Origin of the sequence: Brevibacillus laterosporus DSM 25, assembly GCF_002706795.1 — a bacterium.
Lineage (GTDB): Bacteria > Bacillota > Bacilli > Brevibacillales > Brevibacillaceae > Brevibacillus_B > Brevibacillus_B laterosporus.
This window is the reverse complement of record NZ_CP017705.1, coordinates 4,276,793-4,300,307: the sequence shown is the minus strand read 5'-3', so window position 1 is coordinate 4,300,307 and position 23,515 is coordinate 4,276,793. Positions and strand designations below refer to the sequence as shown.

The window sequence follows — 23,515 nt, the reverse complement described above, 5'->3', positions numbered from 1 at the left end:
TAGTGCGCTTCGTACATACCAAAAAACCTCCGCACCGCAGGCGAAGGTTGTGTTTACGCAATAAAGCACGTAGTCCATTAGAATTTCTTCCTTCTGTCTCGGTCCCTTTAGGCTTAGAGCAGATTTTTTGTTTCAGTTGTTTTTCTAGCATACTTCTTAACAGGAAGTGCTATTCCAATAGGATATAGCCTTCAGAAGCAGTATAACAAAATTTCCTAGGTATCGCTATACTCAATATCAGCAGAGTACACCTTGTGCATGACTCCCTCATCATCGCGTAATAAGAGAACTCCCTCTTCATTTAAGCCTGTTGCTTCACCTTCTAATACTGCTTGTAGAGTACGGACTGTAACACGACGATGTAAAGACATCGACAAGGCTTCCCATTCTATCTTGATTTGACCAAATCCATCGCTCAAATATGCCAGATAGAGTTGTTCAAATATACGGCAAAATACTTGAATAAATTGAGATCTTTTCAATGGCTCCCCCAACGCTAGGCGTAATGAGGTTGCAACCTCTTGGAGGACCGGATCAAAATCTGACTCTTGATTATTTACATTAATTCCAATCCCAATAATTAAATAGTTAACACGATCAGCCTCTGCGTGTAGCTCTGTTAGAATTCCGCACACTTTTTTGCCATTTACAAAGATATCATTAGGCCATTTAATTTTAACCGGAATTTGAAACTCTTGGATTGCTTTAGCCATAGCAACTGCTGTTAGCAACGTCATTTGGGGAGTGCGCCCAATCGGGATGACGGGACGTAACACTAAACTCATCCATATGCCCGTCCCTTTTGGTGAATGCCAGACTCGACCTAACCGACCTTTACCACCTGTTTGTTGATCAGCCACCACTAAGGTCCCTTCAGGTGCTCCCTTAGAAGCTAATTCATGGGCTAATGCCTGTGTTGTTGGAACCGTTTCGTAAGCTACAATATTTTTTCCAATTCGTTCTGTTTGCATTGCAGACAGAATCTCTTCAGCCGATAGCGAATCTGGTGAGGAAACAAGCCGATAACCTGATTTGCGTACCGCTTCAAATTCATAGCCCTCTTGTCGCAGCTCTTCGATATGTTTCCATACTGCTGCTCGTGTGCATTTACAATTTTGACTTAGATATTCACCCGAAATAAATTCTTGTGGATGATTACGAAAAGCGCGTAATATTTCCTGCTTAATATTCATAGGTCTCCTCCGTCATAGCCGCAAAAAATAACGATTCCATTCCTTTTTTCGTACATCCATCGAACGATCATGTAGCACCACGAGTCATTTCATTCACCCTGATGTGCTTTTGTCACAACGCATAAAATCTTTAGCCGCCATCAGCAAAGTCTCCGATTCGTTAGTAAGTCCTCCAGTTACTGTGCGCTCCCACAGATATTCCAGGGTTTGTTGAATCCAAGGACCTTGTTTTTGATCACTTATCTTTCTAATATCTGATCCATCTACAGCTAATTCTTTCAAGGTTTTCACTGCCATGTTATCAAAAGCAGATTGAAGTGTCCCCTGCTTTTTGGATAGATCATTCCACCATAAAGCATCCAACACTTTTTCCAAGTCATAGCAGCGTTCCAGACCAAACTTCATAATGAATCGAGTCCAGTCAATAGACTGACATTGATCCCATGTTGGCTGAAGGAACATGATTTGTTGCATAAGATAAGTGATTGTTTCTTCTTCTTTACGTGACATCTTCAGGTATTGACATAACTCACGCGACTGCTTCCAACTGAAATCAGCAGCAAAAAGTAACACAACCCATTTATGCATTACACTCTCTACAGTTTGTAATCTCCACAAATGAATTGTTGATTGATCAAATAATTGCTGCAAAACAGGAATGGCCTGAAATAGCTTCGTTTGTTGAGCATATTGAAAGCCTTTATCCGGATGCTTGCTATCAATGAGTTTGTTGCATTCATCGCGGACCCTCTCTACTGCAATATGAATCAACAATGGGGCGTTATCCCTCATAGCGTTTCTTGTTTCATCTTCAATCTGGAATCCCAGCTGAGAAGCGAAGCGAACTCCCCGAACAAGTCGTAGCGCATCTTCCTGAAATCTACGACTAGCATCACCCACTGCTCGGATTACATGATCATTTACATCCTCCAATCCAAAAAAAGGATCAATTAATTCTTTGTTATATTTCATCGCCATTGCATTAATTGTAAAATCACGACGGGCCAAGTCCTCCACTACTTCATTAACATAGTGAACTTCCCTTGGTCGACGAAAATCTTCATATGTTCCCTCTGTTCGAAATGTCGTTACTTCAAACAAATAGCCATCCTGCTTAACAGTTATTGTTCCGTGCTGTAAGCCCGTAGGAATATGGTCGGGGAACAAATTCATAATGTCTCCTGGATGGGCATTTGTACATATATCTATATCATGAACAGGACGGTGAAGAAGCCAATCACGGACGCAACCACCGACAAAATAAGCCTCGTAGCCGTGCTCTTCTAATTTTTTAAGTACCTTTTTCGCCTCTTCTTTCATTTACACGCCTCCTGTCCTTTCTTTCTTATATATTGTCTTTCAAAATCCTACTTTTCATATAGGGGTGCTAAAATATGCGTATTTTAATAGGAGTTGCTGTGCTTCTCTCTCAATTTTTCACTTCATTTCGTAGCAAAGCCTAACCATACGTTAGGCTTTGCTTACTTACATCGATCATTTGGCTTTGATGCAAATAGAAGTTGGTTTTTTATGTAGAGAGTAGTTGCTGATATAATGATTCATATTGGGAAGTAATGTTGTCATAGCTAAATTTATCCTGAGAACGACGTAGTCCTTCTACGCGAAAGCTTTCGTACAGCATATCATCCTGTAACAATTTACAAGCATATATAGCCATCTGTTTGGTGTCGCCAATTTCGCATAGATATCCTGATTCACCATGTGAAACCACTTCAGGTAATCCCCCAGCACAAGAGGCAACAACTGGCACACCGCATGCCATTGCTTCTAATGCCACTAGCCCAAAGCTCTCCTTTTCGGATGGGAGGAGCATCAGATCAGCTAATGAAATGACTTCTGCTACGTCATCTTGTTTCCCTAAAAAGAAAACATCATCACATAGCTCTTCATCCTGAATTAATTTCCTTATATTACACTGCTCAGGGCCTTCACCAATTAAAATTAATTTAGCAGGCATTTCATCACGAACATAACGGAAAGCTGCTACTACATCTTGCACACGTTTGACCGGACGGAAATTGGAAATGTGCATGATGATTTTTTCTCCGTTAGGTGCAAATTTAGCTCGCCATTCGGTTACATCCTTACGTGAATACCTGCGCTTATCTACAAAGTTGTATACAAGCTCAATGTTTTTGTCTACTTGAAGTGAATCATGCGTTTCGCGGATTAAATCTGCTGAAACAGCAGTTACCATATCGCTCTTTTCAATTCCAAAGCGAATCATATCTCGTAAGCTCGGCTCGTAACCAAGGACTGTGATATCTGTTCCATGCAAAGTGGTGATGATTTTCAAATGATCGCCAACCATTTGCTTGGCTAGATAAGCACATAGCGCGTGAGGTACTGCATAATGAACATGCAAAATATCGAGATTCTCATTCTGAGCAACCTGTGCCATGCGATTCGCTAATGTTAAATCGTACGGTGGATACTTAAATACATCATATTGATTTACTTCTACTTCATGAAAAAATATATTGGGGTGAAACTTCCCTAAACGAAACGGCATGCCAGCTGTAATAAAATGCACATTATGTCCACGCTCAGCCAACAATTTGCCTAACTCTGTGGCCACCACACCGGAACCGCCCAAGGAAGGATAACACGTAATACCAATATTCATTTTAATTCCTCCCTTTTGTACACAGGAAATGGCCTGTCATCGGCTGACAGGCACTCGGGCGCTCCCACTGTTACAAGGATGAAAGTACCAACGGTGTGGCACTGACAAAACCTTCTGCATATGTCACTCCTGCTTGTTGCCCAAATAAACGCTCACGATACTCTACCAATTCAATGTATCCATTATTTAATGGAGTGCTTACACTCCCTTCTTCTTGCTCAAACTGACTTCGATACGACTCTAGCACCTGTATCTTTTGCGGATACAGATCCGTGATATCTACAAAAAAACTAGGAGAAGCAGTACTATTGATGAAGTAATAAAAAAATTGCTCAGGACGATATGCAGGTAATTCACGTTCTCCTACGAACTTTTTTATACCTGCTGAAAAAATCGCCTCTTTTACGATCCGACTTACACTCTCATGATCGGGATGCCGATCATGAAAATAAGGAGCTAACACTACTTTAGGTCGAGTTTTTCGAATAAGATCGACAACCTTTTTGACAGCCAGTTCCCGGTTTGCTTCCAATCCACGATCAGGCAATCCAAAATTGTAACGTGCAGTCAAATTCATATGCTCAGAAGCAACAGCTGCCTCCTCTTGACGGCGCACTACTGTCCCATTTGAAGAAAGCTCTGCATACGTTAAATCAAGAATACCCGTTCGTTTTCCTTGCTGATTTGCTCGTAGCAAGACCCCTGCTGCTCCAATCTCCACGTCATCAGGATGAGCACCAATGGCTAATATATCCAAGTGATTTTCTTCCATAATATTCCTCCCGTTAGACTTCCCGCCAAGCCATGTTACCCTGCTCCACAGCTTTTAGTAGGATTTCTGCTGTAGCTAGATTAGTCGCAACTGGTATACGGTGAACATCGCACAATCGTAATAAAGCTTGAATATCAGGTTCATGTGGTTGAGAAGTGAGTGGATCGCGTAGGAACACGATAACATCCATTTCGTTCTTAGCAATCATGGCACCAATTTGCTGATCGCCACCTAAGGGTCCCGATAAAAAACGCGTTACCTGTAATCTCGTATTTTCCATAATGCGCAACCCTGTGGTACCTGTTGTGAATAATTGGTGCTTTTGTAAAATACCCTCATAGGCCATAGCCAACTGAACCATCTCTTCTTTTTTCTGATCATGTGCAATCAATGCGATGTTCATGTAAAATCCCCTCTCAGTCACTCATTCTGTCTGTTTACCACTACTCTTTTGTATATTAATCAATGAGGTGCTCTAGTCCATATACTAACGTCTGTAAAGAGACAACTGCCTTAATGGCCATTTGAACACCTGGCATAAACGATTCACGATTTATGGAGTCATGACGGATAGATAAGGTTTGTCCAATTGCTCCAAATAATACTTCCTGATGTGCTACCATACCTGGCAAACGCACACTATGGATTCGGAAGCCCATATAATCAACTCCTCGTGCTCCAGCAAGGATCTCTTTCTCATCTGGATGACCTTGCTGTATGTCATTACGAGCTGATGCAATCATTTCAGCTGTTTTAATCGCAGTTCCACTTGGGGCATCAAGCTTTTGATCATGATGTAGTTCAATAATCTCTACATGTGGCATATATTTAGCTGCCATGCTAGCGAATTTCATTAAGAGGATAGCCCCGATAGCAAAGTTAGGCGCTATTATAGCCCCAAGCTCATTGTCTACACATATTTGATTTAATTCTGCTATTTCTTCAGGACTAAGACCAGTCGTACCTACAACTGGTCTCACACCATGTTGCAGACACAGGAGCATGTTTTGGTAAACCTGTGAAGGCGTAGTAAAGTCTACGACAACATCTGGTTTAAAAGCTAGTAAGGCTTCTTCCAAGGAATTAATCATTGGTACGCCTATTGGCTTTCCTCCTAGTACCTCACCCACATCTACATCTGTCAACTGTGAATCAATCCCTGCAACAAACTCCAGAGAGGGATCTTGTTCAAGCATTTTAACCACTTCGCGCCCCATTCTTCCTTTGGCGCCAGCTACGGCAACGCGAATTATCTTTTCCATCCTACCCTCTCCTACTCTTCAATTCTGGTCCATCTATCCTTGTCACGAGTATTAAATTTGTGCATAATGCGATCAAATGCTTCCTGCAAATCTATACCAAGAGAATTGGCAAAACATAAGACAATAAAGAAAACGTCTCCCAGTTCGTCTTCAACTGTTTTTTCTGCTTCAGTTGATTTCTTAGGTTTTTCTCCATAATAATGATTGATTTCACGAGCGAGCTCTCCTACTTCCTCAGTCATGCGAGCCAACATAGCTAATGGAGAAAAATATCCTTCTTTAAACTGAGAGATATACTGATCTACTTCTTCTTGAATTTCCTGTAATGTTTTTTTATTATCCATTTTTTCCTCCCTCATACTAGACCCAAAACCGAGCAAACTATGTAAGCAAGCAAATTAATCAAAAAACCTATTGGCTAAAGTGTATCATAAATAGACAAGGCAAAAAACCTCCTTTATAATGACTCTGATTAGGGTTACAAGCAAGTTTTTCCTACCTGTGTACAGTCAGCATGTTTGCTACCTTTTGATTTACCGGAAAAGGAGAGATTTCCCTTCATGAAATTGCATTTGAAAAACATATTAGCAATTATCATCGGTTCTATCATCATGGGTTTTGGCATTAACGCTTTTAACATTCCAAACGGACTGGCAGAAGGCGGTATCACAGGGATCAGCATTCTGATCAAACTAGCCTTTCCAGCTATTGATCAGGGAATTGTTTATCTATTACTCAATCTTCCTTTATTTTTTATTGGGTATCGTTTGTTAGGGAAAGTCAGCTTTTTTTACACCGTCGTTGGAACGGTTTCTTTATCAGTTTCGCTTTCAGTATTTGGCATGATTTTACATTATGAAAAATTGGGCGACACTTTGCTTGCCACTTTATTTGCTGGAGTTGCAATCGGTAGCGGTCTAGGTATCATTTTTCGTTATGGTGGAACGACAGGGGGCGTCGATATTATCGCCCGTTTATTAAACAAGATGTTCGGAATCAGTATGGGCCGTACCTTACTCATGGGTGATATCCTAGTAGTCGGTGCATCTCTGATCTACTTAACTATTCAAAACGCTATGTATACGTTAGTCTGTGTGTATATTGCTGCACGGGTTATAGACTTTTTCCAAGACGGTGCGTATGCTGGTAAAGCTTTAATGATCGTATCGGAGAACCCCCAAAAAATAGCTCAGGAAATTTTGACCACAGGACGGGGTGTCACGATTTTAAATGGAAAAGGTGCCTTTTCCGGTATGGATAAGGAGATTGTCTACTGTGTTGTCAGCAGAAATGAAGTCCCTCGCCTCAAAAATCTTATGAATGAAATTGACCCTCATGCTTTTGTTATTGTGAGCGAGGTTCATGAAGTTTTAGGTGAAGGTTTTACATTTGATGAAAATAAAAAGCCCTTGCGACAAACATAAAAGGCTACTTTTCCTTTATTAACTAGACTTTTGTATGCTTCATGTTATACCTGTGATTCTCTATGCAGGTAATGACTAATATAAGAAGTACGGATGCATGGGTACTTCAAAAAGACCTACTCTCGACATGAGTAGGCCTTTTCCATCATTAATCTTATATATCTCAATCCTGAATTCAGATCCTTCGTTGCTTCATCGCAGAGTATTTTATCCAAGCTACATAAGCTAGTGAAACAGTCACCAAAGTAGATATCCACACCATCAGACGATACGTTGATTCTGGATTGTCCATGAATGAACCCACAGCAGTCTGATCTTCCCCAACAAACGCTTCCTGCATCGTACTACTCAGTTCTCTGATAGAGGAACGCATCATCTGCCAATCCAGCTTCTGATTAAGTAGATGTTTCGCTATCTCTTCATATTTTCGTGTAACCTTATCCATTGCCTGTTCTTTTAACTGGATTGTCATTGCAGGCCGTAGCGCTAAATATAATTGGTAATTTTCCTCATATTGTGCTCGAAGGGTTTCGGTATCTCGTTCGACAGCGGCTTGCAATAAGTTCTGCATCTGCTTTGAGTAGGAGTTATAGTAGGTGCGCCACATAGGACTCCTTTGATGACTCAGCGCATCTACAGCTACTCTCACCTGCGTCGCATGCCACAACAATCGATTTTCTGTCGTTTTTGGACTTGCATAAGCTTTTTTGGCTGATAAAATGGACTGTGTTACAGCATTGAGACTTTCAATCCGTAAAGATATAGGAAGGGTTTCGTTGGGAAATTGAGAAGCTAACCTCTCTATTTTTAGTTTGGCCGTGTCATAATCTCCTTTTTCAGTTGCTCGTAGCATTTCCCCTGCCACCTTATCTAATTCAGCCAAATGTTTTTCTTCTGGCGGCTGGTTCATTTTTGTCACAAAGTAACTAATCGGCATGGCTAATAGAAATCCCATTACCAATAAGAGTAGCAACATTCTGATGTTTTTTGGCACAAAAAAACCTCCTTTCCCATAGTACAGACTATGGAATGGAGGACAAGATTAGACCTGATTTTTATTCGCTCGTGTATGTAAATAATAAATAATAGCAATGGAGAGCAAGCTTAAAACAACCGTACATAAGCCCACAATGCCGGTATATGGAACCAGTGGTGTTGGTAGATACGGGTGAATTTCCATTACGTAATCGAGAAAATCGTTATTTAACACCCAAAGCGCTGCTATTCCAAGCCCCAACCAAGTTATTTGATAGTAGCGAGCATACAGCATAGACTCCACTGCCATTCCCAAATGGGACGCTAAAAGCATCAGATCTTGCCAATGAACCTCGTTACCCAGAGACCAGCCTGCAACAATAACTCCAACTGCCCACATCCCGTACTTAAAGTTCGTAACTGATGCGACCGCTTCCAATATTGGAACGTTTCGACCCAAAATGTACATTAAGATAACCAGAGTAAATAGTCCGCTCCCAGTAGGGCTATCTGGGACAAATAACAGCAAATAGGGCGCATTATAGGCAGCTACATCTGCAAGTTGGTCCTTATACCAGTAAAAACCGTAGATTGTCCCTAAAAAGTTAATGAAGAACAAGGTCCAGAGAAACCACGATTTTTTTAATGATCCTAGAAACCAGAGCCACATCCATTTCATTTCCTTACGTCACCCCTATTAACTGTAAAAAGATACCTCTCTAGTTTACATGTACCAACATACATCTGCAACCAATGTCCACACGTTTGTAAGAATTGTGTTACAGTTGAGTGTCGAACTGTCTCATATGTATAACCCTACAAATAGGAAAAGCTGACCGAGGTCATCAGCCAGCTTTGCTCCTTTGTTATTTCAAACTTGCGAGGTAATCTACCAGTTTTTTCAGATCTTCATCCGATCCTTTAAACATACCACCTGGCATATCACCTTTACCTTCTACAATCGTCTTGTGGATATCTTCAGCACCTAGAGTCGAACCAATCTTTTGTAGATTAGGTCCCATCCCGCCTTCAAGATTTCCACCATGACACCCAATACAAGACTGATTTGCTGCCCATAGTGGATCAGCTTTAAAGCTTGGATCAGCCTTTGCTGCAGCAGCAGGAGCTCCTCCTCCACCGCCGCCACCTAGCTTAGCTAACTGTTTTTCATGTTCGTCATGAGCTGCCCAAGTCAAGAAGAAGATGGAGAACAAGGACAGTAGCATAAGTCCAGTTGCAATAGGACGACGAATTGGACGTCGATCTTTACCTGTATCTAAGAATGGCGCTAGAATCATGGCACCAAAAGCAACGCCAGGAATACCAATTACGCCAAGCAGTACGTGATCACCTGCTGCCCATGGATATTTCAATAATTGGTACAGGAACAAGAAATACCAGTCCGGTACTGGAATAAAAGAAGTATCATTTGGGTCAGCTTTCGCTGTTAGAGGTGATTCATGTGAAACCGTTAACACCAAGAAACCAAGCAAACAAACCGCAGCAACCATCCACTCTTTTAACAGAAAGTTTGGCCAAAACGGTTCAGTGGTTCCTGGATAGTCAGAATACGAAGGTGACACATTTGGCATGCGCTTCGCTGAGATCCGAGAGTCTCCAACGAAGGTAGCATTCTTATCTTGTTTTGCCATGCTAATTCCTCCTATTGTTGAAGACTAGTTTTATAGAGGTCCAGAAATACCTTGTACACGTATCATAATAAAGTGAGCACCCAATAATCCCAACAAGCCAGCTGGCAAGAAGAATACATGGATAGCAAAGAAACGAGTAAGCGTTTGCGCTCCTACAATTTCTCCACCTGTTAACAAACTTTTCGCATAAGGTCCAATTATCGGAATAGAGTCAGCGATTTGAAGCCCTACTTTTGTAGCAAAGTACGCTGTGTTATCCCAAGGTAACAGATACCCAGTAAAACCAAGACCAAGCATTACGAAGAAGATTAACATCCCTACAATCCAGTTTAATTCGCGTGGTTTTTTATAAGATCCTGTGAAGAAGACACGTAAGGTATGTAGGAACATCATGACAATTACTAAACTTGCGCCCCAATGGTGCATACCACGAACGATTACACCAAAAGCAACCTCAGTTTGTAAGTATTTTACGGACTCATAAGCATTAATGATGTCTGGAACATAATACATGGTCAAAAACATTCCAGATAGAATTTGAATTACAGTAATAAAAAAAGTAAGGCCCCCAAAACAGTAAACGAACGCTGAAAAGTGATGTGCGGGATTTACGTGTTCAGGTACTTCATGGTCAGCCAGATCACGCCACATAGGAGTGATATTTAGGCGCTCATCCACCCAATCATACATTTTTTGTATCATTTTATCCGCTCACCCCTGGACGTGGATTTGGTACAATTTTACCTAAGTAAACTTTACCATCTTTAATTTCTACTTCGTACTCATCGAGCGATTTAGTTGGCGGAGTATTCAGAATGTGCTCTCCATTAATTGCATACCTACCAAAGTGACATGGGCAAAAGTACTCGTTTTTAAAATCTTCACTAGAATTCCAGCTCACGGTACAGCCCAAGTGCTTACAGATAGGGGACAATGCCAAAAGCTTGCCATCTTCCAGTTTACGAATCCAGGCAGACATTGGCGTTTCCGACTCATACCAACCGTCTTTGGTATGAAGAGAAAAGTTCACGTTCTTTGGTTCCGGCCCAAAATCGCTTACATTTCCAACCGCAACTTTATCTCCAGCAGCCGAAGTTTTCAGCACAGGATCAATGGCAAAGCGGATCATCGGTGTGATCATACCTGCAGCCAAGAAACCACCAGTTCCCATGAGTGCATAGTTTAGAAACGTACGTCTGGAAATTTCTTTTTTGCTCATCTATTTCCCTCCTTATCCTGTTAGATTTCTTTCAGATTTCGACTACATGCATATAGGAAACACTAGGTCAAGACCAATAATAGCTAACCCCTCAAGTAATGTCAATAATATGACTCTTTAGAGTAACCATTGCTTTGCGAAAATACTGATAATGTTAAGATTTTGTCAAAAATTCAACACAATTCACACAAATCAGGGTCAAAAAGGGATAATTATCCAAAAACCCTTGCGTTTCAGTCTCTTTTCTACCCTGTTATTGGAAAGAAAGGGATTACTCACCCAAATCTTTCATGTCTGAATAAAAGCAAGTTCCCTTTCTAACATTTTGATAAGCTGGTCTATTTTTTATGATTTTGCCAAATTTGCAAAATCTCTTGGTATAAAACATCACTTGTAATTTGAAAACGAATCTCTGACTCCAAATCTTCATCACTGATCGTTAGGAATTCTACATGTGTGTCTGAATCTGGGTATACTGGTATATGAACATCAATTCCAGAAAAACGTAAAATAAAATTGTAACCGAATTCATTTGGTAATTGAATCTCATTGGGTCCTGTTGTATCCTCTTTAATTTGATACATGAGGGGAAACAACACGACTCTTCCCTTTAAGCGTTGTTCCACAGCCATAGCTAGGCTAGAGAGGTATCCCATACGTGCAGCATTTGTAGCGATTGATAGCTTCTTGTCAAATATGTAATGCGGCAAAATTGCTGAATCATAATAAGGTCTAACTGCCTCAAATCCTTGCAGTTCTTCTACATTCCATTGCATAGTGCGTACCGCCCTCTCCCCGTTCTATTAAGCCAAAACGAGGAAAAACGCCCGCTGACAAGCGAGCTCCTCATTTTTAACCTGTTTCAGTTATCTCATATGTTAGTAATTCTTTCAATTCATTTGTCAGCATCAAAAACTTTTCCTTATTTTTTACAGCCAATGCTTCATCTATCTCTTTATATAGTGTGCGCTTGCGAAATTGTCGCACCTGCTGATCAATCATGATCTCCGATAGCAATCCCGACATAAAACCATTGCCCAAGTACTTGGACTGTTCCATGACTAGTCCCTCATTTCATTAATATGGTGGTATCGACAAAACCGTTATAATCTCGCAGCCAAACCTCGCAAACGTCCGTTCTTTCATAAACCCACTCGCCTGCCTTCGATTGTCCTACCTTAAGTAATCCAACATGGACCATCATCTTTAAGATGCGGTTGGATAGGATTTCCTCTCGTTTGTCATAATAGAAAGGCTTCATCCAAGGAAGTAGCAAATCGGATAGCTGTTGTGAAGAATACCATTGATTAGAAGTCAACATTGCTATCAACTGGACCAACAAGGGGAGATTAGGAATCGCTCGTTTATATAAACGAAACCAAAAACGGATGCATTCATGGTGAGTAAGCGGGCTAATTCCTTGTTGGAGTAGCTCTAAACCACTTGAAGTGATATAAACTTGCTTTCCATCCTCAGCAATCCATCCTTTATGGTAACAAAAATCGTAAAGAAGCGAGAATCGATCTGGATATAGGTCAAAATGCAATCCATATCCAAAACGCCATTTCTGTGGGGCAAGCGGTTCCTCTTTTACGCTTAAAAAATTAAATAGCTGCACCTGATAGCGCCGATACATGCCTCCATCCTGAGTAAGAGGAACAGGCTCATTTTGCAAGAAACGGAGCAGAATCAGCATATCATCTAATAAAGCCGTTCCTTCATCACGATAAGCGCTAGGCACCTCACTCTGGACATTTACTCCAGGCAAGTACCGTATCCATGTTTGTACATACAGCTCTCGAATATCAACAGGGATTTCGAACTGTCCTTGCAACCTGCCCTTCGCTGGAAAAATCCATCCTCTTTTCAAGGAAAACGCTACTTTTTTACGTGCCTCTTCCTTCTTTTCCTCACACTCCTCCACTTGTGCAATTGCTGCTTTTGCCAATAAATCTTCGAGTGTAAAACGCTCGCGTTTATCCAGAAATAACAGCAACAGGAAGTGCAGATCAGCCGAAGAAAGCTGCTCTAGTTCCGTTCGTATTGTCTTTTGATGTCGCAGCCCGGTCATTAAAGTAGTGACCAACTCGTTTTTCGAATGCGGATCGCACTGATAACCATAATGTCTCGCAATCTGATGTAATTGGTTAATATCAGCGTAAACGAGTACTTCAGCTAATTTCATTGCGCATCCCTTCTTACTTTGCAGATTTACTTCCATTGTTGCCCAGTTCATTCTAGGCTTAAACCTGTTGAAACAATTTTGGTAAGAAAACTTGGGATACACATGAAATAATTACTCGAAAGCAAATAACCTTTTGGAGGGTGTACTACAAATAAAAAAAGCACAAGCTTTCGCTGTGCTTTTTTATATAAAATGGCATAAGAAATGGAGGACTACTGCTTAAAGCAGACATTTATCTTACGTACTTTCAAAATAAAACTGCTTTTTTTATTCTTCGCTTGTCTCTTCTTGTAAATCCCATTGCTCAAGTAACTTCTGATATTCTTTCGATTCTTCATAGCGACCAGCTTGCATTAAAAGAGCTGTTAAGCGTCGGATATGTTCTACATCAAAACCAGATAGGTCTACATACTTTTTCAGTGCGTCAATGGCTGCTTCTGTCTTTCCTTGGGATAGCAAAATATCACTATGAAGCGGATATGCAGTCACATATTCTTCGTCAATTGCTATCAATAACTGAATATATTGCTCCGCTTCTTCCCATTTGTCGGTATAAAAAGACATCAACGCACAGCCATATACAACTTCTGGTAATTGCTCGTACTGTATTGCCTTTGTATATAGCTGATAGGCTTCTTCAAATTGACCCTGCTGTGCAAATGTGCGTGCTTTTAATACAAGCGCATGGAATGTGGTTTCAGAAATCTCATCCAACAGGTTTATCGCTTCCTGTACTTCACCTGTTTTCATGTGCATTTCACTTAAAGCAGCTCGTAATTCTTCATTATCTGGATCACGTTCATGAGCTACTTTCAAATATTTAACAGCAACTTCTTCTAAATCCTGCATAGCATACAAATCAGCCAGTAGTAGATACAATTGAATCTCATCATAGCCATCTTCTTTAAGAGCATACAGATATTCGTGGGCAGCATCGTAATCTGCTTCGTCTAAAGCAATCTCCGCAGCCATAATCTTGGCTTCTTGACCCATCTCTTTTGGTATAGTGGGATTTGCTAGCAAGTCTTGAATGATCTTAATTGCTTCCTGATTGTGTCCAAGCCCGTACCAGACATCTGCCAAACAGAACATTACTTCTGGAATTTCCTTGCCGTGTTCACCTATTTTATGTAAAACTTGCAGTCCAAGTTCCATTTCATCATTTTCAATTTTATTAACAGCTTCCTCAATGATACGCAGCCATTTTTTCGGCATGCGAAACACCCCATTTCTATACTAAGCGATAAAAGACCGTCAAATTGACGGTCCTCATCCTATATTTTATATGATTTTAGGCTCTTGTAAACCAACTCATTGTCAAAACCGTAATTAAAATTCCAAAAAAGCTTAAAATGACACTATAATTCGGCTTATTTGACGACGGTTCCATATCAGAGGTGATCACATTAACACGCATCTCTTTTTGTTGTTTTAATAAAGGAGCAGCTGTTTCACCGCCAGAATCAATTGTTTGAACCGCTACATCTTGATCTGTTTCAGACGCTGTACTTACTTCAGATTTAACGTTATCTGAGGAAAGTGCTTCTGCTTTTGCAGTATAAGGTATAAATGAATTTAAATTGTCGTCTGAATTATGATAAAGAGTGAAAGAACAAATCATTAAAAGTACCATTGCCACACTAAGTCCAATGCGTCGCATACGCACGGTTAAAGTAAACACCTTTTTCCCAATAGGAATGGCCCATTTCTCTTCCGATAAAATGCGCGCCATGACAGCATCTACAATCGAAGTGGCAGGTGGATTAGCTATGTAGTCATCTTTATGCATTTGTATGAAATTGTCACTGTCTAGCAGTACATCATATTTTGAATGACAGGAATCACAACAGGCCAGATGATTCTGAAGCCTACGCTCCGATAACTCTGGCAAATCACCCTGTGCATAGTCATGTAACATTTCTTGTGCCTCATCGCACCTCATCGCTTACTCATCCCTTCGGCTTCTTCCAATTGTGAATCGATAAAATAAGATTCCAATTGTAATTTAATGCTTTGTCTAGCCCGAAATAAAAGAGATTTAACCGAACTAACCGTAAGATCGAGGATTTTGGCAATTTCATTGTAATCCAGTTGCTCGTACTCACGTAAAATAAGCGCCGATCGCTGTTTTTCAGGAAGATTATTAATCGCTTGTCTCACCAGGTCTTCACGCTCTGTTTGCAACAATTGTTGCTCAGGGAGCCGTTCGAAGGAAATGCTCGGAACCTGGACACTGTCTTCCAAATAAACGTCAGCGTTACGACTTTTACGTAGCTCACTCAATACTGTATTACGAGCAATGGTATACAACCATGTTGAAAATGTAGCTTCCACATCTCGGAAAGAATGAAGGCTTTTATACGCTTTATAAAAGGTTTCTTGACAAATGTCTTCTGCTATATGCTCCAAATGCGCTTGACGCAGCATATGAGCAACAAAGGTCAAGATCTTCCTTTCATACCGACGTATCAGCTCGGCATAACTCTCAATATTGCCCTCTTTTATTTCGCGAATTAACTGGGAATCGGTCATTGACTAGGTTTACCTCCTAAGCGATTCCAAACTCCCCAGTGACCCATGCACTAAATTAGACCACGCAGATCACCAAAAGTTGCGGAAAAGGCATAAACTTTTTCAGCGATAAAGAACCTACCTTCAGACACAGCATAGCCCTTGAAGGAATGAGTTCTACAACTCACCATTTTCATATGCAAAAGTAGCCTACGTAGAGTAACTAAGAAGAAAAACAGGGGACTACACTTTTTTATCATAGTGTGGAACAGTATGAAAAAACCCCATGACGGGGTTACATCGCGTAGTTATACGGCCGTAACGGCCTCAGATGTCTTCCTGCACCAATTGTCGAATGATGGGTACCATTCTGATAAATAAAGACGCCTTTCGACATAACTCTCACAGGATTACATACTTCGCTAAGAATGAGCATAGTGGAAATAGAATGATTTGTCAACCATTTGTCTTTTTTTAGGAACAATAAGTCAGCATCTGCACCTGGCAACAAACTTCCTTTAATAGGATAGCATCCCGCCAGCTTTGCAACGTTCGTGGAAGCTAGTCGTACCGTTAAGGACAGGATTCGCTCTGCTTCCCCACGCGCCCATAGTTGTGATGGAACAGTTAACTCCTTTATAGAAGCAAATAGCGAATGGTGCAAATACCAATTTTTCAGGTGCCTCAATAGCCATCCATACTCTTTCTGTTTCTCTTCAAGTTTCCCAACCGGCTGGAGATGATAAAAAGAAATCGCTTCTTTTATTACGTCTTTTGTTTGATTTTCATTTATGCAGGTGCGAATCTTTCCATAATGGCAATATTGCAACCATGCTTCTATGATAGTCTGACGATCTTCTCGGGAAATGGTTTCACCTAGAATGTGCAAATGCAGTGACACTCGTCCCTGCAAAAGAAGCGGATACAGGCTATTCCAGTTAATTCGGTGCACTTCTTCTAATGTGCATACCATAATTTGGATGATCCGAAATCCTTGTTTTATCAATTGACGAATCCTATCATACTGGCATTCAGCAGCCATTATTTCTATTCGAACAGCATAATCAAGGGGGCTATTGTAATGGGGTGATAGCTGATACATGCATTGTGACTCATCCATCCAATTACCTATTTTAATGGTATCAATAAATGTTGTGATTCCCTGTTCAACTAACATTTGGATCTCTTGAACATATGAATGGGTAGGCCGATAACTCAATGAATTAGTTCTCAATACCTGTAAAAATCCTGGCAAAATATAATATTCGGAAGCATCAATTTCTACTATAGCTTGTCCACTACTCCACTTTCTGCATAATGTATCCGGATGTGTGCGTACAATTTTACCTTTTTGAATCCAAATATCCGCTTGTTTCACCGCATGCTGTGTGACAACCGACGCATTACGAATTATCGTGAGAACTTCATCCATGCTCGTCCCCCTCTTAATCTTTTCGTCATCAAGAATATCTTTACTACCAACATATGAGCGATTTTCTTGATTATTCCCAAAATTCTAGGTTTCAAACAATTGGTTTCAAAAACAAAAAAGCCGTTGATCGAATGAAAGCGCATTCAACCAACGGTAGCACACTTGTGCTATATATTTGGATAGGAGTGGAGAGAAACCATACTGTACTTCTAATTATACCCATATTTAGTAACTTGTCAAACTATTTTTATCGTGAGTATATTTTCGAAAAATACATTTTCTATTCCAAAATAGAACCCCAGCAAGGAGAGCCTGACTTGCAGGACCTCTTTCCATTGCTGGGATTTTCCTTTAAAGCGTAGTATCAAAGTTGATACTTCCTAGATCAGTTGATATTTGGATAGGAAAGGTACCATCCCCCAAGGTTTTCATCGCCTTGACACTTGCCCCGTTACGTTCAACTTGTAACTCATTGCCAGAGATACTCCCCAATTTGGTACTCGCTGTTAACGTCACCTGGCTCGTTTTTGGTATATGTACCATAACAGCCCCTAGATCAGAATGTAGCTGCCAAGGTCCATTAAGAACTACATTACTTGAAACATTAATTTTACCTGCATCATTACCTACATCCAATGTTCCTTGTACCGATCCGTTGACAGTAATCATTCCTACATTTGAACGAAGAGTTGCATTCGTAATGTTTGTCGCTTCAATAGCACCCGCATTAGAACTAACTTTTAGTTGTTCTGTAATGTCAGAAACCGTAACCTTGCCTGCATCTGATTTTATATCTGCTTTTCTTACCTTTTTAATGTCTGTTAGACCTGCTTTTACATCAGAGGTAATCTCTGTATTTTCTGGGATCATCACATACAATGTTAAATCACGGGCCTTATTGTAGTTATCCCTGATCTCTATACTGGTTTCTTGGCCTTGTTCTATACTTACTTCTATATCTTTCGCTCTTTGTTCTGCCTCTTCCTTGGAATCAGCTTTAACATTTCCATCAACACGGATATGAAAACGACCATCTGAAGAACCTTCTACCATAACTTTGCCAAAATCATTTGTAATCCGAAGCGCTTGCATACCAGCTACTTCCAAATCGTTTTCCATGACTGTAACAAATTGCACAGGCCCCTTGTAAAGACGATTCGTTACTAGCTCCATGATGTTTCCATTAGAAAAAGCTTGGTAAACGTTTGCCCCCATAAGAATCACAACCATTAAAATCAAGCTACTAGCATCTAATTTCCAGCCTGGGCTATTTTCAGATGTTTGAAATAATTGGCGTAAAATTAATTCAACTCCAATGATAATAAGTAGCAACGGCCAAAACTTTAAGACGGTTGCTAAAAAGTTCGTATAAAAAAGTTGATCTACTAAAATGCCAATCCCTATCGCTAAAACAGTAATGGCTAATTGCCAAGGACCGATCCGCTTGTAACGCGAGCGTTGGGGATTTAAAGTTGATTGTTTTTCTTCTGGCTGACGCATGAACTTCTCCTCTCTCACTACATCCGTTTATACGTTGAGCTAATTGTAGCATATCACATTTGATATCGGCTCAGTCCTTGGACGTATCTTGGACTAAGACCCTCGGTTGTTTTGGATAAGAGTATATATAAACAGGAAATAGCTTCTACCAATGATGATAGAAGCTACTCTACTAGACCCTTATGAACCTAAGCGTTGTTTGATCCAATCCTCTAAACTTAGCGCTGACAAATGGATGCGAGTAAATTAGCAAAACCGGGGAACGATACATCGATTGCTTCTGCTTGTCGAACAATTGTCTCACCTTGTGATGCCAATCCAGCAATAGCCATTGCCATACCGATACGATGATCACCCATGCTGTTGATTTCCGTACCGTGTAAGACGCATTCTCCGGTAATGATCATACCATCGTCAGTAGGTTGAACCTTTGCACCAAACTTACCTAGCTGGCTTACCACAGTTGCGATTCGATCCGTTTCCTTCACCTTTAATTCTGCAGCGTCACGGATAATCGTTTCACCTACCGCTTGTGTAGCCATAACAGCAATAACAGGAATTTCGTCAATTAAACGCGGAATAAGATCACCTTCAATGACAGTACCATGTAGTTTTGTATAAGCTACATAGATATCTGCTACTGGTTCCTCGTTTACTATTCGTTCATTTCGTAATTCGATAGTCCCCCCCATAGCACGAACTACATCAATAATTCCTGTACGTGTTGGATTAATCCCAACGTTTGTAATCAAAAGCTCACTTTCAGGTAGCATCATAACAGCTGCTATTAAGAAAGCCGCAGAAGAAATGTCCCCTGGTACACTAATCTCTCTACCAATCAGTTTTTGCCCACCTTGCACGCTGACACTCTTCCCAGATTGCCCTACTTCTACACCAAAAGCACGCAGCATACGTTCAGTATGATCGCGCGATACGCTTGGTTCCTCTACAATTGTCGTTCCATCTGCTTGCAAACCAGCCAATAAAATAGCAGACTTTATTTGGGCACTAGCCACTGGAGAAACATAGGTTATGCCTTTCAAATCCCCTCCACGTATAGAAAGTGGGGTGAACTCGCCATTTTTTCGGCCATCTATCTTAGCACCCATTTCACGTAAAGGACCTATCACTCGTCGCATTGGACGTTTCGCAATAGATTCATCTCCTTCTACTACACAATGAAATGGTTGCGTAGCTAAAATACCACTCATTAAACGGATGGTAGTACCAGAGTTACCTACATCAAGCTTTTGATTCGGCTCTTGTAACCCAAACCAGCCTTTTCCGTGTACAGTTACGTGATCACCTTCTCGCTCTATTGAAACACCCATGCGCGAAAAACACTCAATCGTACTCAAGCAATCTGCTCCTTGTAAAAAACCACTTATTCGTGTGGTTCCCTCTGCAAGTGCCCCAAACATGACAGCCCGATGCGAAATCGACTTATCTCCAGGTACTTGTGTTTCCCCTTGTATTCTCTTAGCTGGTTGAATGGTTAACATGACTATACCCCTCTCTCAATCTACCTCTTTTAATCTCTACGATACACATTGTAATCAAAATAACGAAGGAGTTCTATGCCTTTTGCCAGCTCTGTTTCATTGCGGAAGCTGATCCGCAGCGCGCCATATTCGTCCTCACGTGTTTCCCTGATTTGTAGGTTAGTAATACTTATCTCCTTACTTCCTAGTAAAGTGGTAATTCTACCAATCTCACCTGGATGGTCAGGAATATCGATATATAAATCGTGTAGAGCTGGAATAGCTCCTAGACGTCGTTCCGGTATAGAGTCACGGAATTCACGCGCATCTTGAAAGAAGGACTCAATCTCGTTCGCATCATCCTGTTCCAAAGCATGGACAATCGCAGTAAAATCCTCTTGCCAATCGCGAGCGATCTGTAACAGATATGTTTTATTGCTTAGTAAAACATCTCTCCAGAGTTTTGGATTACTAGATGCAATACGAGTAATATCACGAAATCCACCTGCTGCTAATCGATGATACCATGGTTTTTGAGTGTTATATTTCGATACTTGATTGACTAATAGAGCAGCGATCAAATGAGGAAAGTGACTGATCGCTCCAACGATTTCATCATGTTCGTCAGGCTGTAACACAATGACTTTAGCACGCAGTGGCTCTAGTACCTCCTGTAAAAGCTCTACTTGCTCAAAGGGTGTCTCTTCATCTGGTGTTAGCACGTAAAAAGCATTTTCAAATAAACGTTCATTTCCTGCTTCTACCCCTGATTTATGTGACCCTGCCATGGGATGACCCCCGATAAAAGTAACACCTTTCTCACGTAAAATGTACGCACTTTGTACTACCTGATATTTTGTGCTCCCTACATCCGTAATAATTGTTCCTTCTTTTAAACGCAATTGAGCTAGTGATTGCATAAGATGATGGATTTGCTCTACAGGAGCTGCAATAAAAATAATATCCGCTTCCTTCACAGCAAGTTGCAAGTCCGTGCTTCCTGAATGGATAACTTCTTTGTTGATCGCCTTGTCCAGTTGTTCCTGATGTAAGTCAAACCCGATAATTCTGTTAACAGGATTCTGACGCAATGCAAGTCCAATGGAAGCCCCTATTAATCCTACTCCCAGAATGGCAATTGTTCTATTCATATTCTCCGCTCCACTCCACAGAATCTCTCTATTATTTTCTCCTTTACCTGTCTCATATCTTGCATGAGAACGAAGTAGAACATATAGATAGTAGAAAAAGCCGGTGTTGACCGGCCTACTCCACTACTTATATTACTATTTTTACCTTATCATTTTTCTATTTGGTTATTTTTTAGCAGCTTCTGTCACTAGACTTTCCAAAGCTACTAACAGCTTATCGTTTTGCTCGCTATCTCCAATCGTAACACGCAGATAACCGGGATGACCGAGCGCATTGCCTGATCGAGTGATAATTCCTTTTTGCAACAAGTATTGGAAAGCCTCGTCAGAATCTCTCTTTACTTCTAATAGAACAAAGTTCGTTTGAGAAGGGAAATAGTGTAAACCTAGTTCATCACATTTGTCAGTGATACGCTTCATCTGTTGACGATTTTTTTGACTACATTGTTTAACGAATTCTTGATCCGAGATCGCTGCACGTGCTGCTATTTGAGAGAGAGAGCCTGTATTAAACGGCCCACGCACATGATTAAGATGTTGTACGACATCTGGATTAGCTATACCATACCCGATACGCATGGCTGCTAATCCATAGATTTTAGAGAATGTACGTAAAATAATGATATTTTTGTATTTATCAAGGAGCGGTATGGTTTGTGGATAATTCTCGTCTACTACATATTCATAATAGGCTTCGTCCAGTACAACTAACACGTTAGCTGGTACTTTTTCTAAAAAGGCAAGTAACTCATCTGATGTATTCATTGTTCCAGATGGATTGTTGGGATTGCATACCCATATCACCCGAGTCTGTTCATTCAATGCAGCTAACATCGCCTCTAAATCGTGGACGCCATCTTTTAGCGGTATTTCAAGTAAATCAGCACCCTCTACCGTCACATTTGATCTGTATTGAGAAAATGTCGGAGTCGCCATAACGCTATTTGTGCCCTTCTCCAGATAAGCACGGGAGATCATCAGTACAATTTCGTCAGAACCATTGCCGAAAATCAATTGCTCAGGTTGTACGTTTAAAAATTCTGCAAGTTCCCATCGCAGTTGCATACTTGCACCATCTGGATAGATAGCCAGATCATTCATTGCAGCTAGCATCGCTTCTTTTACTACAGGGGAATAACCGTATGGATTTTCATTAGAAGCTAATTTAATTACTTCTGTAAGGCCCAATTCACGCTTTACATCCTCGATAGGTTTCCCTGGTTTGTACACCGGAACACTTAAAATTCGCTCTTTTGGTAGCACTTGTCCTCACCCCATGCTTTTTGTTTCTGTTATTTTAACTCATTGGATAAGGAATTTACAAACTTTTTCACACGTTCTAATCCACTGTTTCGCGTTTCCTCACTAGAGAGAGCTTCTAGATTTTTCTCAACCTCTCTGACAATTGCGCTTCCAACAATCACGGCATCAGCGTAATCTGCTACGGCCCGAACTTGTTCAGGGGATGAAATTCCAAAGCCAACAGCTACAGGGATACTGCTATTTTCACGAGCATTTTTTATTAAATCATCCAATTCGAGCGGTAGATTGTCTCGAACTCCAGTAACCCCCAATGAGGATACGCAATATAGAAATCCATCTGCTGCTTTGCCAATCATCGCGATTCGTTCCTTTGATGTTGGGGCAATCAATTGAATCAAATGTACCCCATTTTTCTTTGCCGCTACACGAGCCGCTGTACTCTCCTCAAATGGTAAGTCTGGGATAATGGCCCCATCAAGTCCAAAAGCCTGTAAATCAGCAAAGAAACGCTCCACACCATATTGTATGACTGGATTACAATATGTAAAGATCACCAGTGGAATGTTCACCCCTGATGCACGTAACCTTTCTCCCAGTAAAATAGCATCCTTCAGTTTCACACCCTGAGCCAAGGCTCGCTGTGAAGCTCGTTGAATAATCGGCCCATCCGCCAGAGGATCAGAATATGGCACACCAAGTTCAATGATGTCAGCTCCTGCTTCAATTAGCTTGTGTACCAGATCAAATGTTACATCCAAAGAAGGATCTCCTACAGTAATGAAGGGAATAAATCGTTTTATTGTTCGATCAGCAAACAGCTCTTCCATTCTTGTCATCGTATGTTGCAT

At 40.8% G+C, this 23,515-nt stretch carries 25 protein-coding genes; 1 reads left to right on the top strand and 24 read right to left on the bottom strand.

The features are described from left to right. Window positions 1-215 precede the first annotated feature (215 nt). The 7 genes from BrL25_RS20620 to BrL25_RS20590 form a co-directional block, all read right to left on the bottom strand. The gene (locus tag BrL25_RS20620) at window positions 216-1,193 is read right to left on the bottom strand and encodes a biotin--[acetyl-CoA-carboxylase] ligase (protein WP_018670073.1); all 978 of its coding nucleotides are present in this window, start codon (window positions 1,191-1,193) and stop codon (window positions 216-218) included. A gap of 93 nt (window positions 1,194-1,286) precedes the next feature. After that, window positions 1,287-2,513 (bottom strand): CCA tRNA nucleotidyltransferase, encoded by a 1,227-nt coding sequence (locus BrL25_RS20615; protein ID WP_018670074.1) that lies wholly within the window; start codon window positions 2,511-2,513, stop codon window positions 1,287-1,289. Between the two features lie 208 nt (window positions 2,514-2,721). Next, entirely contained in the window at window positions 2,722-3,840 is a 1,119-nt protein-coding gene (gene bshA / locus BrL25_RS20610; RefSeq protein WP_018670075.1) for an N-acetyl-alpha-D-glucosaminyl L-malate synthase BshA, read from the bottom strand. A gap of 70 nt (window positions 3,841-3,910) precedes the next feature. Further along, window positions 3,911-4,612, bottom strand: coding sequence for a bacillithiol biosynthesis deacetylase BshB1 (gene bshB1, locus BrL25_RS20605; protein ID WP_018670076.1), 702 nt, complete (start codon window positions 4,610-4,612; stop codon window positions 3,911-3,913). A 13-nt stretch (window positions 4,613-4,625) separates the two neighbouring features. After that, entirely contained in the window at window positions 4,626-5,015 is a 390-nt protein-coding gene (locus BrL25_RS20600) for a methylglyoxal synthase (RefSeq protein WP_018670077.1), read from the bottom strand. A gap of 55 nt (window positions 5,016-5,070) precedes the next feature. Next, complete coding sequence (dapB, locus tag BrL25_RS20595) at window positions 5,071-5,874, bottom strand: 4-hydroxy-tetrahydrodipicolinate reductase (RefSeq protein WP_018670078.1); 804 nt, start codon at window positions 5,872-5,874, stop codon at window positions 5,071-5,073. Between the two features lie 11 nt (window positions 5,875-5,885). After that, window positions 5,886-6,218 (bottom strand): nucleotide pyrophosphohydrolase, encoded by a 333-nt coding sequence (locus BrL25_RS20590; protein ID WP_003341666.1) that lies wholly within the window; start codon window positions 6,216-6,218, stop codon window positions 5,886-5,888. Window positions 6,219-6,434: 216 nt separating this feature from the next. Between BrL25_RS20590 and BrL25_RS20585 the strand changes: the two genes are divergently transcribed. Further along, entirely contained in the window at window positions 6,435-7,298 is an 864-nt protein-coding gene (locus BrL25_RS20585) for a YitT family protein (RefSeq protein ID WP_018670079.1), read from the top strand. 175 nt (window positions 7,299-7,473) lie between these two features. Here BrL25_RS20585 and BrL25_RS20580 read toward each other — a convergent pair whose 3' ends face one another. The 17 genes from BrL25_RS20580 to trpA all read right to left on the bottom strand — a co-directional run bounded on the left by BrL25_RS20580 (window position 7,474) and on the right by trpA (window position 23,515). Beyond that, window positions 7,474-8,292 (bottom strand): sporulation protein YpjB, encoded by an 819-nt coding sequence (locus BrL25_RS20580; protein WP_018670080.1) that lies wholly within the window; start codon window positions 8,290-8,292, stop codon window positions 7,474-7,476. A gap of 48 nt (window positions 8,293-8,340) precedes the next feature. Next, window positions 8,341-8,952 (bottom strand): DUF1405 domain-containing protein, encoded by a 612-nt coding sequence (locus tag BrL25_RS20575; RefSeq protein WP_018670081.1) that lies wholly within the window; start codon window positions 8,950-8,952, stop codon window positions 8,341-8,343. Window positions 8,953-9,139: 187 nt separating this feature from the next. Continuing rightward, window positions 9,140-9,925: a menaquinol-cytochrome c reductase cytochrome b/c subunit gene (locus tag BrL25_RS20570; protein ID WP_018670082.1), complete on the bottom strand. Its 786-nt coding sequence runs from the start codon at window positions 9,923-9,925 to the stop codon at window positions 9,140-9,142. 30 nt (window positions 9,926-9,955) lie between these two features. Then, entirely contained in the window at window positions 9,956-10,627 is a 672-nt protein-coding gene (qcrB, locus tag BrL25_RS20565) for a menaquinol-cytochrome c reductase cytochrome b subunit (protein ID WP_018670083.1), read from the bottom strand. Window position 10,628: 1 nt separating this feature from the next. Then, entirely contained in the window at window positions 10,629-11,144 is a 516-nt protein-coding gene (locus tag BrL25_RS20560) for a QcrA and Rieske domain-containing protein (protein ID WP_018670084.1), read from the bottom strand. 338 nt (window positions 11,145-11,482) lie between these two features. Continuing rightward, on the bottom strand, window positions 11,483-11,920 hold the full coding sequence (locus tag BrL25_RS20555; RefSeq protein ID WP_018670085.1) for a DUF2487 family protein: 438 nt from the start codon (window positions 11,918-11,920) through the stop codon (window positions 11,483-11,485). A 76-nt stretch (window positions 11,921-11,996) separates the two neighbouring features. Then, a complete protein-coding gene (locus BrL25_RS20550; protein WP_018670086.1) occupies window positions 11,997-12,203 on the bottom strand; it encodes an IDEAL domain-containing protein in 207 nt (68 codons plus the stop codon). A 10-nt stretch (window positions 12,204-12,213) separates the two neighbouring features. Then, window positions 12,214-13,329: a hypothetical protein gene (locus BrL25_RS20545; RefSeq protein ID WP_018670087.1), complete on the bottom strand. Its 1,116-nt coding sequence runs from the start codon at window positions 13,327-13,329 to the stop codon at window positions 12,214-12,216. A 267-nt stretch (window positions 13,330-13,596) separates the two neighbouring features. Next, window positions 13,597-14,544, bottom strand: a complete 948-nt coding sequence (locus tag BrL25_RS20540; protein ID WP_018670088.1) for a tetratricopeptide repeat protein — start codon at window positions 14,542-14,544, stop codon at window positions 13,597-13,599. Window positions 14,545-14,620: 76 nt separating this feature from the next. Further along, window positions 14,621-15,271, bottom strand: a complete 651-nt coding sequence (locus tag BrL25_RS20535) for an anti-sigma factor family protein (RefSeq protein ID WP_018670089.1) — start codon at window positions 15,269-15,271, stop codon at window positions 14,621-14,623. Further along, window positions 15,268-15,861: an RNA polymerase sigma factor gene (locus BrL25_RS20530; protein ID WP_003338575.1), complete on the bottom strand. Its 594-nt coding sequence runs from the start codon at window positions 15,859-15,861 to the stop codon at window positions 15,268-15,270. Before BrL25_RS20530 ends, BrL25_RS20535 begins: the two co-directional genes overlap by 4 nt. Window positions 15,862-16,135: 274 nt before the next feature. Further along, window positions 16,136-17,272 (bottom strand): amidohydrolase family protein, encoded by a 1,137-nt coding sequence (locus BrL25_RS20525; protein WP_018670090.1) that lies wholly within the window; start codon window positions 17,270-17,272, stop codon window positions 16,136-16,138. 351 nt (window positions 17,273-17,623) lie between these two features. Then, window positions 17,624-18,772: a LiaF transmembrane domain-containing protein gene (locus tag BrL25_RS20520; RefSeq protein WP_018670092.1), complete on the bottom strand. Its 1,149-nt coding sequence runs from the start codon at window positions 18,770-18,772 to the stop codon at window positions 17,624-17,626. A gap of 218 nt (window positions 18,773-18,990) precedes the next feature. After that, a complete protein-coding gene (gene aroA / locus BrL25_RS20515; protein ID WP_018670093.1) occupies window positions 18,991-20,274 on the bottom strand; it encodes a 3-phosphoshikimate 1-carboxyvinyltransferase in 1,284 nt (427 codons plus the stop codon). Window positions 20,275-20,303: 29 nt separating this feature from the next. Further along, a complete protein-coding gene (locus tag BrL25_RS20510) occupies window positions 20,304-21,404 on the bottom strand; it encodes a prephenate dehydrogenase (protein WP_018670094.1) in 1,101 nt (366 codons plus the stop codon). A 165-nt stretch (window positions 21,405-21,569) separates the two neighbouring features. Next, window positions 21,570-22,667 carry a histidinol-phosphate transaminase gene (gene hisC / locus BrL25_RS20505; protein ID WP_018670095.1) on the bottom strand — a complete coding sequence of 366 codons (1,098 nt, stop codon included), beginning with the start codon at window positions 22,665-22,667 and terminating at the stop codon, window positions 21,570-21,572. Between the two features lie 29 nt (window positions 22,668-22,696). Then, window positions 22,697-23,515 (bottom strand): tryptophan synthase subunit alpha, encoded by an 819-nt coding sequence (gene trpA / locus BrL25_RS20500; protein WP_018670096.1) that lies wholly within the window; start codon window positions 23,513-23,515, stop codon window positions 22,697-22,699.